General features: G+C 70.6%; 15 protein-coding genes. 5 read left to right on the forward strand and 10 right to left on the reverse strand.

The genetic code is table 11. From position 1 onward, the window contains the following. Window positions 1-8 precede the first annotated feature (8 nt). From SLV14N_RS09675 to SLV14N_RS09695, 5 genes are all read right to left on the reverse strand, one after another. Window positions 9-932, reverse strand: a complete 924-nt coding sequence (locus tag SLV14N_RS09675) for an LLM class F420-dependent oxidoreductase (protein WP_208680589.1) — start codon at window positions 930-932, stop codon at window positions 9-11. Window positions 933-1552: 620 nt separating this feature from the next. Continuing rightward, window positions 1553-2008, reverse strand: coding sequence for a DUF6099 family protein (locus tag SLV14N_RS09680; RefSeq protein WP_208680590.1), 456 nt, complete (start codon window positions 2006-2008; stop codon window positions 1553-1555). Between the two features lie 472 nt (window positions 2009-2480). Then, window positions 2481-2840 carry a nucleotide pyrophosphohydrolase gene (locus SLV14N_RS09685; protein WP_018088816.1) on the reverse strand — a complete coding sequence of 120 codons (360 nt, stop codon included), beginning with the start codon at window positions 2838-2840 and terminating at the stop codon, window positions 2481-2483. Then, entirely contained in the window at window positions 2837-4285 is a 1449-nt protein-coding gene (locus SLV14N_RS09690) for a biotin transporter BioY (protein ID WP_263269042.1), read from the reverse strand. The genes SLV14N_RS09685 and SLV14N_RS09690 overlap by 4 nt, the downstream gene beginning before the upstream one ends. A gap of 55 nt (window positions 4286-4340) precedes the next feature. Beyond that, window positions 4341-4730, reverse strand: coding sequence for a cell division protein SepF (locus SLV14N_RS09695; protein ID WP_018088814.1), 390 nt, complete (start codon window positions 4728-4730; stop codon window positions 4341-4343). Window positions 4731-4949: 219 nt separating this feature from the next. On the opposite strand from SLV14N_RS09695, the gene SLV14N_RS09700 reads away from it, so the two are divergent. From SLV14N_RS09700 to SLV14N_RS09710, 3 genes are all read left to right on the forward strand, one after another. After that, window positions 4950-6107: a magnesium and cobalt transport protein CorA gene (locus SLV14N_RS09700; protein WP_208680592.1), complete on the forward strand. Its 1158-nt coding sequence runs from the start codon at window positions 4950-4952 to the stop codon at window positions 6105-6107. Window positions 6108-6324: 217 nt separating this feature from the next. Continuing rightward, complete coding sequence (locus SLV14N_RS09705; protein ID WP_263269043.1) at window positions 6325-7041, forward strand: DUF6333 family protein; 717 nt, start codon at window positions 6325-6327, stop codon at window positions 7039-7041. Between the two features lie 21 nt (window positions 7042-7062). After that, window positions 7063-7257, forward strand: coding sequence for a nucleotidyltransferase family protein (locus SLV14N_RS09710; protein WP_259670735.1), 195 nt, complete (start codon window positions 7063-7065; stop codon window positions 7255-7257). Window positions 7258-7376: 119 nt separating this feature from the next. Here the strand turns inward: SLV14N_RS09710 and SLV14N_RS09715 are convergent, their stop codons facing one another. Beyond that, window positions 7377-8279 (reverse strand): serine hydrolase, encoded by a 903-nt coding sequence (locus SLV14N_RS09715; RefSeq protein WP_208680593.1) that lies wholly within the window; start codon window positions 8277-8279, stop codon window positions 7377-7379. Further along, window positions 8276-9190 carry a LysR family transcriptional regulator gene (locus tag SLV14N_RS09720; RefSeq protein WP_208680594.1) on the reverse strand — a complete coding sequence of 305 codons (915 nt, stop codon included), beginning with the start codon at window positions 9188-9190 and terminating at the stop codon, window positions 8276-8278. The genes SLV14N_RS09715 and SLV14N_RS09720 overlap by 4 nt, the downstream gene beginning before the upstream one ends. A 56-nt stretch (window positions 9191-9246) precedes the next feature. Between SLV14N_RS09720 and bla the strand changes: the two genes are divergently transcribed. Continuing rightward, on the forward strand, window positions 9247-10176 hold the full coding sequence (gene bla / locus SLV14N_RS09725; RefSeq protein ID WP_263269044.1) for a class A beta-lactamase: 930 nt from the start codon (window positions 9247-9249) through the stop codon (window positions 10174-10176). Between the two features lie 102 nt (window positions 10177-10278). Here bla and SLV14N_RS09730 read toward each other — a convergent pair whose 3' ends face one another. Both SLV14N_RS09730 and SLV14N_RS09735 read right to left on the reverse strand, forming a co-directional pair. Further along, window positions 10279-11136, reverse strand: a complete 858-nt coding sequence (locus tag SLV14N_RS09730; RefSeq protein ID WP_208680595.1) for an ABC transporter permease — start codon at window positions 11134-11136, stop codon at window positions 10279-10281. Continuing rightward, complete coding sequence (locus SLV14N_RS09735; RefSeq protein ID WP_208680596.1) at window positions 11096-12226, reverse strand: ABC transporter ATP-binding protein; 1131 nt, start codon at window positions 12224-12226, stop codon at window positions 11096-11098. Before SLV14N_RS09735 ends, SLV14N_RS09730 begins: the two co-directional genes overlap by 41 nt. Before the next feature lie 225 nt (window positions 12227-12451). Here SLV14N_RS09735 and SLV14N_RS09740 point away from each other — a divergent pair, with 225 nt between their 5' ends. Next, window positions 12452-13039, forward strand: a complete 588-nt coding sequence (locus SLV14N_RS09740) for a TetR/AcrR family transcriptional regulator (protein ID WP_263269045.1) — start codon at window positions 12452-12454, stop codon at window positions 13037-13039. Between the two features lie 155 nt (window positions 13040-13194). Here SLV14N_RS09740 and SLV14N_RS09745 read toward each other — a convergent pair whose 3' ends face one another. Beyond that, complete coding sequence (locus SLV14N_RS09745; protein ID WP_263269046.1) at window positions 13195-14757, reverse strand: PTS ascorbate transporter subunit IIC; 1563 nt, start codon at window positions 14755-14757, stop codon at window positions 13195-13197. Window positions 14758-14812 lie beyond the last annotated feature (55 nt).

Here is a 14812-nt window from a genome sequence, read left to right on the forward strand (position 1 = left end):
GCCCGGCGTCAGCCCAGCTGCGACTGCACCTGTGTCGAGATCAGTTCGAGGTGGTCCAGATCGTCCAGGTCCAGCATCTGCAGGTAGATCCGGGACGCGCCGATGGCCGCATAGCGACCGATCTTGTCGACGACCTCGGCGGGTGAGCCCGCGAGGCCATTGGCCCTCAGCTCGTCCACGTTCCGCCCGATGGCCGCGGCCCGTCGCGCGACCTCGGCTTCGTCCTTCCCTACGCAGGCCACGAGGGCGTTGGAGTACACCAGCTCATCGCCCTTCCGCCCGGCGGCCTCGGCGGCCGCCCGCACCCGTCCGAACTGGCGCTCGCTGTCTTCGAGCGAGGCGAAGGGAATGTTGAACTCATCGGCGTACTGCGCCGCCAGCCGTGGCGTACGCGTCGCCCCGTGTCCACCGACCAGCACCGGCACCTTGCCCTGGGCGGGCTTGGGCAGCGCGGGCGAATTCTCCAGCTGGTAGTAGGTCCCGTCGTAGCTGAACTCCTCTCCTGTCCCGGTGGCCCACAGACCGGTGATGATCGCCAGCTGCTCTTCCAGCCGCGCGAACTTCTCCTTGGGGAACGGAATGCCGTACGCCGTGTGCTCCTGCTCGAACCAGCCCGCCCCGAGGCCGAGTTCGACCCGTCCACCGGACATCTGGTCGACCTGGGCCACCTGGATGGCCAGCACACCCGGCAGCCGGAAGGTACCCGCCGTCATGAGCGTCCCGAGACGGATGCGCCGGGTCTCACGAGCAAGGCCGGCCAGCGTGATCCAGGCATCGGTCGGGCCGGGAAGCCCGTCGGCATTGCCCATCCGCAGATAGTGGTCCGAGCGGAAGAACGCATCAAAACCAAGATCCTCAGTAGCTTTGGCGACCTTCAGCAGAGTGTCGTAGGAGGCCCCCTGCTGGGGCTCGGTGAAGATTCGTAGGTCCATACCTCCATCCTGCACTCCGCGCGACGCCCCAATCGTCGGAGAGCGTTTGAGTACACGGGGGCGGTGGGGCAGCCGTTGGGTCGATCCAGACACGGGAGGGACAGAAGCAGGGCAGGGCGGGGCAGGCCATCCCTTGTCGTGACGAGGGCGCGGTGGTGAGCGGATGGTGGTGCCGGGCCGGCCGGGCAGGGCGGTCGACCGGACGGCTTGCAGGGCGACTCGCGGGGCGGCTTGCGGGACGGCTTGCGAGGCAGTTCGCGGGACGCCGTGCGATACCAACGCTGTGGGTGGGTCCACGGCGGAGGCGGCCTGGGTGACACGGAGACGGCCTGGGTGACGCGGAGACGACCTGGGTGACACGGAGACGGCCTGGGTGACGTTGGCGGCGGGGCAGGGCTGACGGTGGGCGGGTGGGTCCATGAACCGTGCGGGATACGCGGTGGCGCGCGCAGGGGCCGTCGTGGTCGTGCGGTGACATCAGCAGTGGCAGCCAGGGGCCGACGCGATGGCTCGGCCATGCCGTCTGGGTGTGGGGCGCGAGCACTCCCGGCCCGCGGTCGGTGCGTTACCGCTCGGGGCTTGCCCACCGCGTGATCGCGGTCGGTTCGGATCAGGTTTGCTCAGGCAGGATTCCGGTCGCGCACCTCCAGCTTTTCCAGTATTCCGGCCACACGATCTCTCGATTCATCGACCGTGTCCATCGCCTCGACGCACGTCCAGTACATCCCCTCCTCGTCTGCCAGCAGCACCACTGCCACCAGCGCTTCGCACACCTCTCGCAGCAGTCTGCACAGGCCGGTTAAAGCCGCCTTGGCATCACACACTTCGGACAGCTGAGCCGCCCGCAGCCCACCGGCGACCGACGCCGGGCACAGCAGTCCCCCGCTGAACCGCCCGCCCGCGTCGCCCAGCCCCCGGGCCCTGGACCGCACTTCGTACGGCCCGAATATCGCGAGATGGCTGCCGACCGCCTCCGCCAAGGCCTGCGCCTGCCATGCCTCGACGATCACTCCCTGCACCGTGTTCGCCTCCGCCAGCCCGCGCCGACTGGCCGCAATGATCCGCACCGCGTCCATCCGCTCCCTCCCTTCCTCTCCATTCGCATGCACCCTGCACTCTTTCCACTACCCAGAGTGAATGCGAACACCCAAAAAAGCCAGGGGAATTCGCAAATCTGTGGACAAGCAAGGCGGTGTGGAAAGATCCATGACTCCGGAGAGTGACACGCGGTGGCTACGCCCCCGCTCCCTCCCCTCCCGCCCCAGCATCCCCACCCCTCACACGACCGGCACAAGCCACGCGAAACACCCGAAGGGAACGCCGGAACGGCCGCCGGGAAACGCCGGAACGGCCGCCGGGGAACGCCCGGATGACCCGCGAACCCAGACCGCAGCCCGCACCCGCAGCCCGCAGCCCGCAGCCCGCAGCCCGCAGCCCGCAGCCCGCAGCCCGCAGAGAACGCGCGAGCGGGGCCGGCGCTCACACCCCGCCGGCCCCGCCCTGTGCCACTTGCCCCTCTCCCCTGCTCCTCGCCCCTGCTCCTCGCCCCTACTCCTCGCCCTCCCGCGGCCGGTCCGGCCGCGCCGAGCGGACCGCAGGGAACCGCGACTCATTGCGCTCGATCTTCGCGGCGAGGGCCGCCAGGGCGTCGATCCCCAGCGCCTCGCAGAACTGCAGCAGATACGCCAGCACGTCCGCGACCTCGTCCTCGACCCGGCCGGCCTTCCCCGGGTTCGACATCACCTTCGCCGACTCCTCCGGCGTCAACCACTGGAAGATCTCGACGAGTTCCGCGGCCTCCACGCTGAGCGCCGCGGCCAGGTTCTTGGGGGTGTGGTACTGCTGCCAGTCCCGCGCGGCCGCAAATTCGGCCAGGCGTCGCTGCAGCGCATGAAGATCCTCGCTCATACCCCTAGGTGTAGCACCTGTACGCCGGGCAACCCCTCGGCCACCGAGGGGTCCCGCACCGTCCCCAGCAGCCGCACATGCCCCCGGTCGGTCATCCGCAGGGCCAGCGACACCAGCTCGCGCGCCTGCCTGGGGTCCATACAGCGGTCCATCCCGTCCGCCATCACCGTCATCTGCTGATGAGCGGACGGGACCTCCCCGACCGGATCCATCGCCAGCACCTCCGGCCCGGTGAGCAGCACCAGCGCCAGCGCGAGAAACCGCAGCTCACCATCGCCGAGTTGCTCGACGGGCAGCTCGCCCAGCGCCCCCCGGTCGAGGACGGCCCGCACGCCCACCGCCCCGGCCTGCGGCCCCGATGACCCGCCCGGCCCCGCCACCCCAGCGGCGTCAGCGGCCCCGTGCCCCGTACCGCCCGCCTGCCGTGGCACCGCACGCAGCCCCTCGACAGGACCGGCGCAGGCCTCCCGTACCGCCGCGACCAGCACCGCATGCCGCCGCGCACACTCCTGGCTCGTACGCTCCAGCACCGCGGGCAGGTTGTCGCAGGACGACCGCAGCCGCCCCTCGCCACGCGCGCCCTCCGTATCGCGGCCCCAGCTGCCCGCCTCACCGCCACCGCTCCCCTTACGCTTCCGCGTCCCCCAGGCCCCGACAGCCCCGGCAGTCCCGCCGGCCCCTCCCGGCTTCCCCGGCCCGCCCCCCGAACCCGCTCCCAGCCCACTCCGCCGCACCCCGACACCACGCCCCGCACCACCGGCACCGTCCGCACCACATCCACCGTCCTGCCCGGTTCCCCCCGTACCGCCCGTCCCCACACCCCGCATGACCTCCGGCCGCGGGTCGCACACAAAGGCCGACCGCAGCGCGACCACGACCTGTTCGGCCGCGGCGAGCACCAGCCGCTGGCCCTCCGTCTTGCCCGCGACGCGCAACGGCAGCAGTGAGGTGCCGAGCCGGTCGTCGGGCAGCGGGGCACGAGTCACCGGAGTCGCCCCCGCGGTGTGCCAGGCCGCCTGGACGGAGGGGCGGTTCGGGTCCGTGAGCGCGGTCGTCAGCAAGGTCTCGCCGCCACCGGTCAACCGCTCGCCGACGATGCGCAGTTCGGGCTCGGCCTGCACGGCGAGATCGAGGCTGACGGGGCCGGCCGGACCGTCGACCGTGCAGCCGATACGGAACCCCCGCCGCCCCTGTTCATCGGGGCGCGCGCCCGCCGGCACACACGCCGCCGGGCTGCCCGCCACCTCCCCCACGGCCCGTGCGAGCGACTCCCCGCTCCCGAGCCGGGCGAGGATCTCGTATGCCTGCAGCGCACTGGACTTGCCGCTTCCGCTCTCGCCGCTCAGCAAGGTCAGCCGGGTGAGCGGCAGGGTGACGCCGCGATGGGTTTTGAAGGCGGACAGCCGTAATTCGGTAACCGCCGGCCGCACAGTGTCGGTATTCATGCGGGGACGCTATGCAGCACCCCGACCGGAGAACCGTTACGCCCAACAGCTCTTCCTACGAACGGGGGACGCCCCCGAGCGCCGTTTCCGCGACCTCGGTGCCGACGGGGGCGAGCAGGAAGACATTGGTGTCGACGCGGTGCATCCCGCTGCCGAGCCCGAAGACGACTCCGCTGGAGAAGTCCAGGATGCGCTTGGCGACGTCGGTGTCGGCGCTGGTGAGGTCCAGCAGGACGGGGATCTGTGCCATCAGGTACTCGGCGACCTCGCGGGCGTCGGCGAAGGTCTGGACGCGGATGACGATGAACCGCCGCGTCTCCTCCGTCGGCTCGTCATCGGGGAGGGCACGGTGGTCGGGCCAGGAAGGCCATTCACTGCTGCCGCGGAGCGGGACGACCTCGGCAAGCCCTTCCCACTGCTCGTCGGTGGCATCGGGGCCGTTCACCGAATCACCTCACCCGGGGGAGCGCTGGCTGTCTGCGGTATCTGCATCGCACAATTCTAGAGATAGACATACAAAGCTCGGCGGACGCGACACACGCCGCGTCACGTCCGGTTCCATCCTGCACCATGGCCGCTGACCTGTGCTGACATCCTCGGCAGATATCCTGCGTCGAGATTCTGTGTGCCTGTTCATCCCCCTTGTGACGGAGGTCGGTCCGCCGTGAGCTCTGAGCCTCCCGGTCGTCGGCCGCGTGGACTGCGCGGCCTGCGCAAACCCGCGAAGAAGCGGCCCGCCGGGCCCCCGCCGGCCGAGAAACCGGACGACTCGGATTCGCCGGAACCGACGGCCGAAACCCCCAGCAGCGTCATCAGCGCCGCCCTCTACCGCGACGGACGCCGCGTCAGCACCCATGACACGCTCGCCGATGCCTTCCGGCAGCAGCGCACCACCTCCGGCACTCTCGCCTGGATCGGTCTGCACCGCCCCACCCGCGCCGAACTGGTCACCCTGGCCTCGGAGTTCGACCTCCACCCGCTCGCCATCGAAGACGCCCTGGAGGCCCACCAGCGACCCAAGCTGGAGCGCTACGGCGGGACGCTCTTCGTCGTTCTGCGCGCCGCGCGCTACCTCGACGACGCCGAGGAGGTCGACTTCGGCGAGCTGCACGTCTTCGTCGGCCGTGACTTCGTGATCACCGTGCGGCACGGCGGCGCCCCCGACCTCTCCGCCGTACGCCAGCGCATGGAGGACACCCCCGAACTCCTCAAGCGCGGTCCCGAAGCCGTCCTCTACGCGATCCTCGACGCGGTCGTCGACGGCTACGCACCGGTCGTCGACGGTGTCCAGACCGACATCGACGAAATCGAGACCGAGGTCTTCGGCGGCGACCCCCGGGTCTCCCGTCGCATCTATGAACTCTCCCGTGAGGTGGTCGAGTTCCAGCGCGCCACCCGCCCGCTGAACGCCATGCTGGAAGGCCTGACCGCGGGCTTCGAGAAATACGCCATCGACGAGGAACTGCGCCGCTATCTGCGCGATGTGGCCGATCACGTACTCCACACCACGGAGCGCGTCGACAGCTTCCGGCAGGCTCTGCAGGACATCCTCACCGTCAACGCGACCTTGGTGAACCAACAGCAGAACGCCGAGATGCGCGCCCTGGCCGAGGCCGGCTTCGAGCAGAACGAGGAGATCAAGAAGATCTCCTCCTGGGCGGCCATCCTGTTCGCCCCGACGCTGGTCGGGACGATCTACGGCATGAACTTCGATCACATGCCGGAGCTGCACTGGGCGTTCGGATACCCCTTTGCGATCGTCCTGATGGCAATCGTCTGCACCAGTTTGTATGTCGTCTTCAAGCGGCGGGACTGGCTCTGAGTAATCGACGTGCAAGCACCCACGCATCGGGCTCGGCGACGCGAGCCCGGCTCTCACGGACACCGCTCGAACCGGTGGAGAGAATCTGCGTCACTGGCTGCCGGTGCCGCCCGAGGCGCTGACGCAGGGGCCGCCCCCGCTGCCGCCGCCGGCTTCCCGCGACTGATGCGTGCAGCCCCGGGGAGCGTTGTCAGCGCCGGCCGCTACGGTGGCTCGCATGAGCGACACCAAGTACTGGACTTCTGCCCCGGACCGGGTGGTTCGCGGCTCGATGGGCCTGTGCCATCTCACCGTGGCTCAGCCGCCGTTCAACATCGACGCCCGCAGCCTCCCGGCCAACGACCCCGATCAGGCACGCCTGTTCGTCGAGTCGTTCGGCGGCATCGAGGAGGTCCTGGACGATCTCGGGCCGCGCTCCGTGCAGACGCCGCTGCCCTCGTCGGTGCGTTCCGATCTGGACATCGTTCATGCCGCCGCGTGGGGCGGCATGCGGGCCATCTCCACCCCCGTCTTCGCCGACGACGGCAACGGAAACCCGCTGTTGGCCGAAGCCGAACGGATGCGGGAGCGCTTCCCCGCGGCGCGGATCGTGGGCCGCGTCACCTACTACGGCGGAATGGAACACACCGAAACCGTCGTGATGCTCCCCGACGGCGCCATGTTCCACGCCGCCGGCTGGCCCGACGACGAACCGTTCGTCGTCCTGGGCGCCCCCCACGCCGTCATCGCCTCCCTCGGCCTGAGCAGTTGGATGCTCACCGCCGCCGACATCGACATGGACCAGCCCCTCCACGAGATCGAATGGGCCTCCCTGGCCGGCCTGGCACTGGGGCACTCCGACCCCTGGGGATGGGAGGAGATGCAGACCACCGCCTTCCGGGTACAACACAGCGATCTGTCCGTCTGCTCGATGGAGGACCTGTACTTCATCTGAGGCGCAAGGAAGCGGCGGGCCCTGTCTGGAGGAGCCGGGGATCGCAATCTCGACACCTACGCGCCACACGGTCTGGCTGATGTGTTCAATCTCGTCGTGCGCCCGAATCCGGTGCTCGCCCCGCAGGAGGTCTACGAGACCAAGGCGGCCCGCTGGAGGCAGCAATGGCCCGAACTCACCGTGCTGGACTGGCCGGCGCGGTCCGAGTGCCGCTGACGGGGACGCCGGCGGGCCGCTGACGGGGCCGTCGTCCTGATCTGCGCGCGGGACTCCACCGCCACCTGGCTGGGGACATCGCACGCGCCCCACCCGTGCGCGGATTGTGAAACGGCGATCTACTGGGCGCGCAGATGGTCGTGCAGTGCCCTCGCGACCTGCGCCATGAGTGCTTCGGCGGCCGGTTGGGTTGCCGCCGGGACCTTGGATTCGGTCAGTGCGGCAATGGCGAAGGTGCCGCCGTCGTCGTGCTCGACCACGCCCGCCTCGTGCCGGAGGTTCAGCAGGGTGCCGGTCTTCGATGACCACTTCGAGGCGTCCGAGCTGAAGTCGGGCGCGAGACGGTGCCGCATGACGTTGTGGGCCATGAGGGAGCGCACATGTGCGGCAACGCCGGACGGAAGCCGTCCGGGGACCCACAGGGCTTCCAGGAGGTCGACGAAAGCCCGTGCGGAACCCGAGTTGGCTCTGCTCACATCGAGCTGTGGGATGGGGTGGCCTCGTCCTGCCGTGCGTGAGCCGATCGCGAGGGAGTGGGCGAGGTGCACGTCGTCCGGGTCGAACTGCTCAGCCGGGGTTTCGACAAGGTCACGCAAGGGGTTTCGCACCGCGATGCCGCTGATACCGGCGTCGCGCAGGGTCTGGTTCACCTCGGTGGGCGGGACCAGAGCGAACAGCGCGTCCGCGGCGACGCTGTCGCTGAGCGCCGTACTGAGGTAGAGCAGGTCGTCGATCGCGATGCGTGCGGGGTGGCGGAACCTGCTGAGTCCCACCGGCCCCGGGGACGCGATGCGCCCCGGCTCGACGTCGATCATCGCGGCCCCGTCGAGGCGCCCGTCGTGGATGCGGTCCAGCACGGCGACGGCGAGCGGCACCTTCACCAACGACGCGACCGGGAACTCGACATCAGGGTCGATGCCGATCTCCTCGCCGGTGAACAGATCACGCACCAGGAAGGACCCCGACAGGCCCGCTCCGGCGAGAACACCGCGGAGTTCCTGCGTTACTCGCTCGGCGTTCATGCCCGCTCCTTGCCGTCCGTGGGCGCTCCCAGGGCGCGGGCCACCTGCCCCCGGAAACCGACCCGCACCCGCTCCGCGTCGTCACCGGTCACCGCTGACACGCTGTAGCCGCGGGCAACGGGTGTTCCCGCCAGCCGCCGCCACCCCAGCCCCAGCTCATCCGCCTGCGCAGCCGAGCACAGGAGAAAGTCGTCCGCGCGCATCGTCGCGGCCACGGCGGCGGTCAGCGATGCGGCCACCGCGATCTGTGCAGGCACGAGCGCGACGCGATGACCGGTCTGCTCCACACGGTCCCGGATGTGCGGAACATCGTCTTCCGGCTGGATCCAGATACGCCGGAACGATCGTTGTGCCCTGCCGGGCCGCAGGCTTTCGAGGTGGAGCGGCGCCGTGCCGTGGTCCGTCGGGGAAGCGACACCGAGCGGCACCGTCCAGTCGGCGTCTGCCGGTGGCACCGCCAGGAGGGCGGCCCGGACTTCACGGGACCGGAGAAGTTCCGCACGTTCCGCCGGGCCGGCGGAACGGAAGTCCAGGACGGTGTCCTTGTCGCGAGCGGCCGCGTCCAGCATCGCCAAGTGCCGTACCGAGCATGTCTCGGGCACCGCGAGGCCGAGCGGCCGGAGCTTCGCCTGCTCGGCGTGGTACTCCAACGCTTCCGCCAACTGCACGAGCCGCTTCGCGGACGGAAGCATGTCGCGTCCGAACGGGGTGAGCGCCGCCCGCCGCGTCGAGCGGTCGAACAGCCGCTCCCCGAAATGCTCCTCCAGCGCGGCAACCCGTCGACTCGCCACGGACTGCGGCACCCGGGCGGCCTCGGCGCCGAGCGTGAAGCTGCCGCGCTCGCCCACTTGCACGAACACCCGACACGCAGCCACCAGATCCACAAGCAGCACCGTATGCCAAAACAGCATGTGAAGCATCATTGGTGTCTTTGACCGCATGAACTGCTGCCGGAAGGCTGTCGGACGTGATCTCTTACAGGACAGCCATACCTGCGGTCGCTCTCGTACTCGCATCGGGCCTGGTGAGCGGATGCGCCGGGAGCGGCGACACCGGTCCGGCCCGGCCGTCGTCATCCACCGCCTCGGCACCGGCCGACCCGGCCGCCTCGCGGGACCGCGCCGCCAAGGCCCTTGCCCAGGTCGAGCGCCGCTACCACGCCCGCCTCGGCGTCTACATGCTGGACACCGGGACGGGCCGCACGGTGACCTACCGCGCGGGCGAGCGGTTCGCGCACGCCTCGACATTCAAGGCGCTCGCCGCCGCCGCGCTGCTCAAGCGCAGTACGGACGACGAGCTCGACCGTGTCATCAGCTACCGCGCCTCGGACCTCCAGGACCACGCACCGATCACCAAGCGGCACGTGGGCAAGGGAATGACGCTGCGCGATCTGATCAAGGCCGCAGTGGAGTACAGCGACAACACGGCCGCCAACCTGCTCCTGGACCAGCTCGGTGGACCTGCCGGGCTGCAAAAGGCGCTCCGCGACATGGGAGACAAGACCACGCGGACCGACCGGACCGAACCGGCGCTGAACGAAGCGAAGCCCGGCGACCCCCGGGACACCAGCACTCCACGCGCGCTCGGCACCGATCTGCGCCGGTTCGCCCTCGGAGACGTGCTGCCCGAAGGCCGCCGCCAACTCCTCACGAGTTGGCTCCGTGGGAACACGACCGGCGGCCCCTACATCAGGGCAGGAGTCCCCTCCGGATGGAAGGTCGGCGACAAGACGGGCAACGGCGGATACGGCACACGCCACGACATCGCGGTCGTCTGGCCGACCAGCGGCTCTCCGATCGTCGTCGCCGTCCTGTCCGATCGCGGCTCCAAGGACGCGGCCTCCGATGACGCTCTGATCAAGGACGCCACGAAGACAGGCCTCACCGCCCTCCGCTGAGCACCCGCCACAGTCGGATCCGCTGCCCCGCCTTCTCCCCCGGAGCGTGGCTGGCGTCCGGACGTATGTGTGCAAGCCCGCCGCCCGGAAGCCACGACCGCGTCAGCGGGCCAGGCGTCCCAGGAGGGACGAGGCGGCGGCGATGCCGAGGGCGGCGGCGCCCACCAGGACGGCGAAGTCGAGGGCCAGGTGGGCGTGGGAGCCGAGGAGGAGACCGCGGAGGGCGTCGACCTGATAGCTCAGCGGGTTCATCATGCTGACCGTCTGGAGCCAGCCAGGCATGATCGCCACCGGGTAGAGGGCGTTGGAGGCGAAGAAGAGCGGCATGGTGATGGCCTGGCCGATGCCCATCAGCCGGTCCCGGGTGAGCACGATTCCGGCGATCGTCATGGACAGACAGGAGAAGAAGGCCGAGCCGAGGACCACGGCGACGGCAACGGCGAGCAGCCGGAGGGGGTTCCAGGTCATGGCCACGCCGAGCAGTGCGGCGATGGCGATCACCACCACGGCCTGGATGAGCGCCTTCACGCCGGCGGCGAAGGCCTTGCCGGCGATCAGGGCCGACCGCGGGGTCGGGGTGACCAGCAGTTTGGTGAGGATGCCGGCGTCCCGCTCCCAGATGATCATGATGCCGTAGAAGATCGCGATGAACATGGCGGACTGGGCGATGATGCCGGGCGCCAGATAGTCGATGTACGGGGTGCCGCCGGTCGGGATGGCGTCGAGGCGGGTGAAGGTCTCACCGAACACCAGGAGCCACAGGGCGGGCTGGACGGCGCGGGTGTACAGCTCGGTGCGGTCGTGGCGCAGCTTTTGCAGTTCGACCACGCACATGGCGACGACACGGGCGGTCAGCACCCGCCAGCCGGTGCGGGCGCGCGGCGGGACCAGCAGCAGGTCCAGCCGGCCGGTGGCGGTGTCAGCCGACCCGGTTTGCGGTGCGGCGGGTGCTTCGGACATCGCGGAAGTCTCCTGACTGCTCGTCGAGGCCGCTGCCGGCGACGTCCCGGAAGACGTCCTCCAGGGTCGGTTCGGTGTCGGACGGGCGCGATGGGGCCGATGGCGGAGCGGAGGGGGTGGTGGGCGCCGAGGCCGGGGCCGGCGCGGCGGAAGTGTCCGGAGCCGAGACCGGGGCTGTCGTGGCGGAAGTGTCCGGAGCAACTGCCGGGGTGGGGGGTGCCGGGTGAGCGGCGGCCGGTGTCCGGGCGGCGCGGCGGCGGGCGCGCAGGGCGGACCGCAGTTCGTCGGGGGTGCCGAGGGCGCGGATCCGGCCCTGGTGCATCAGGGCGAGGCGGTCGCAGTACTGGTCGGCCTCGTCCATGTAGTGCGTGGTCACCAGGACGGTCATGCCGGTGGCGGCCCGTACGGCGTTGATGTGTTCCCAGACGCTGGTACGGGCGATCGGGTCCAGGCCGATCGTCGGCTCGTCGAGCATCAGCAGCCGGGGCGCGCTGACCAGGGCCTGGGCGAGTTCGAGGCGGCGGATCATGCCGCCGGAGTACGTCTTGGCGAGCCGGCCGGCCGCGTCGGTGAGGCCGACCGCCGCCAGCGCCTGGGTGACGCGTGCGGTGCGCTCACGGCGGGAGACGTCGAAGACCCGGGCGAACAGTGCGACGTTCTCCCGGCCGGTCAGCCCGGCGTCCGCGGACAGCTGCTGCGGGACGTATCCGAGCAGCCGGCGCACCGCCATCCGCTCCTTCGCCGCATCGTGCCCGAAGACCCGCACCATGCCGGCCGGGACGGGCAGGAGGGTGGTGATACAGCGGATCGCGGTGGTCTTGCCCGCGCCGTTCGGGCCGAGCAGCCCGAAGACCTCGCCGGTGCGCACGGAGAGGTCGACTCCGTCCACGGCCTTGGTCTCGCCGAAGGCGTAGCGCAGGGCGCGGCAGGTCACGGCGTCGGGAACGGACGCCTTCGGGCCGGGGGCGTCGGGAACGGGCGCGTTCGGACCGGGGGCGTCGGGAGCGGGGGCGGCCGGGGTGTGCGGCTCCTCGTCCGGCCCCGCGGGCCCGGTCAGCCGTCCCCGCCCTCCCTCGTCGTCGGTGGTCATGTGCCCTCCGGATCAGCCGCTGGACACCGGCCCGTTCCTCGGCGAGCGGGTCGGGAACTCCCCTGCGGGCATGTCCCGATTTTAGGTCCGAGGCGGGAACGCGCCCCGGGACGCGCGCGGGGGCGGGTATCGAACGGCCCACCGGGGAGGGCCCGCCGGTCACGCCGCTTCGCCGTCCCCCGCCGACGGAAGCGACCGTCCGGGAAGCCGGTAGCATCGCGGCCCATGGCCCGGCCCAAGGAGTTCGACCCGCACGCCGCCCTCGTAGTGGCGATGGAGACTTTCCGCCGCCAGGGGTACGAGGGCACCTCGGTACAGGATCTCGTGGCGGCCCTGGGCATCAACCGCTCCAGCATGTACGCGGCCTACGGCTCCAAGCACGACCTCTACCTCAAGGCCCTGGAGCGCTACAGCGCGGCCGAGGCCGCAAGGGCGCGGGACGATCTGGCCGGCACCGGACCGGCGCTGCCCGCCCTGCGGGCCTTCCTGCTCTCGTATGTGGAGGCCGCGCTCGCGGATCCCGAGGGCGCCGGCTGCATGGTCACCCACGGTGTGCTGGAACTCCTCCCCGGTGACCCGGAGGCCGCCGCCCGGCTGCGGGCCGCGCTCGGGTCGCTGGAGGAGGCCTTCTTCGCCCTGCTGCTGCGGGCCCGCACGAACGGGGAGCTGGCGCCCGGTACGGACGTACGGAGCGCGGCCCGCTTCCTGGTCACGTTCACCCAGGGACTGCGGGTGATGGAGAAGGCCGCGGACCGGGCCTATCTGACCGCGGCGGTGGAGCAGGCGCTCCGGGCGGTGTCCCGGGACGGGTGAACGGCCGCCCGGGGCCCGTGGGGTTCGGGGCCCATGGGGTTCAGGGCCTGGGCCCGGGGGCGGGTGCCAGCCCCGGTGCACGACGCCTACCGAGCCGCGTCCCGGGACGGGTGAGTGGCCCGGGACGGGTGAGCAACCCGGCTCCCGCGAGGTGTTCAGCTCCCTTCCGGAGGGGGCGGCGGAGTCGGCGCGCCCGGTGGCGGCGCGATCTTCGTGTGGGTCCGGACCACCGCTGTGGCCGGGCCGGCCGGCGCGGATGCCTCGCGCGGCAGCAGGGCGTCACGGCGGGCGCCCGGGTCCCAGCCGGTGTCCACGACGCGCTTCTGGAAGAGGATCGCGGCGCCGAGCAGTACGGCACCGATCGCCGGCATCGCGATGCTGCCCCCGGTGGCGCCCGCCTTGGCGGCGTTGCCGAGCAAGGTCCCGAACCAGCCGAAGTCCGCGTCGCCGAAGGTGGTGTTCTCCTTGCCGAACGCGCCGAGCACCTTGAGCAGCAGCGCGGGCAGGAAGGTGATCAGCACACCGTTCAGGAAGGCGCCGACGACCGCACCGCGCCGGCCGCCGGTGGCATTGCCGTAGACACCGGCCGCACCGCCCGTGAAGAAGTGCGGTACGAGGCCCGGCAGGACGAGCGCGAGGCCGAACGCCGGATGGCCGATCCAGGTGAGCAGCGCGAGGCTGACCAGTCCGCCGAGGAAGCTGGCGAGGAAGCCGATGAGCACGGCGTTCTGTGCGTACGGGAAGACGATCGGGGCGTCGAGGGACGGCACCGCGCCCGGTACGAGCTTGCCGGCGATGCCCTGGAACGCCGGGACCAGTTCGCCCAGGATCGTGCGGACGCCGAAGAGGATCACCGCGACCGCGATCCCGAACTGCAGGCCCTGCATGACGGACTGCATGACGTAGTTGCCGAGGTCCGTGGCAGCGCTGCCGCCCTCGGCCGCGAACGCCTTGAATGCCGTCGCCCGGCCGGCCTTGGCCAGATAGGCCAGCGACATGATGACGTAGATCAGCACCATGGACAGTGCCGTGGCGACCATCGAGTCCCGCAGAAAGCGCAGGCCCTCGGGCAGTTTCATGTCCTCGGTGCTGCGGCTGCGCCTGCCGACGAGTTGTCCGGCGGCGCCCGAGAGGATGTAGCCGGCGGTGCCGAAGTGGCCGATGGCGATGCTGTTGTTGCCGGTGATGCGCTTGGTCCAGGGGTGGGCGAAGGCGGGCATCGCCACCATCAGGATGCCCAGCAGCAGTCCGCCGACGACCACCACGCCCACCGAGGACCGGCCGGAGGTCGCCAGGACCATCGTCAGCAGGGTGGCCATGAACAACATGTGATGGCCCGTCAGGAATATATAGCGCAGCGGGGTGAAGCGGGCCAGCACCAGGGCGACCGCAAAGCCGAGGATCATCAGCCAGGCGACCCGGGCGCCGAACTGCGCCTGGGCGATACCGACGATCGCCTCGTTGGTGGGGATCACGCCCTGTGCACCGGTCGCGCCCTGGATCATGCCACCCAGCGGCGCGAGGGAGCTGACCACCAGTCCCGCGCCGGCGCCGATCAGCAGAAAGCCCAGCGTCGCCTTGAGGGCACCGCCGACCACCTGGCCCGCGGTCTTCTTCAGCGCGATCAGACCGGCCGCCGTGATCAGGCCGATCAGATACGCGGGTTGGCTGAGGATCTCGTTCACGAGAAACGTGGCGAGGGATATGAGCCAGTCCATGGTGCCGTCCGTCCTCCCGGCTCGTTCGATGGGGCGTCGTGTGTCGGGGCCGGGC

This window comes from Streptomyces sp. Je 1-4 4N24, from assembly GCF_026239515.1.
Lineage (GTDB): Bacteria > Actinomycetota > Actinomycetes > Streptomycetales > Streptomycetaceae > Streptomyces > Streptomyces nigrescens.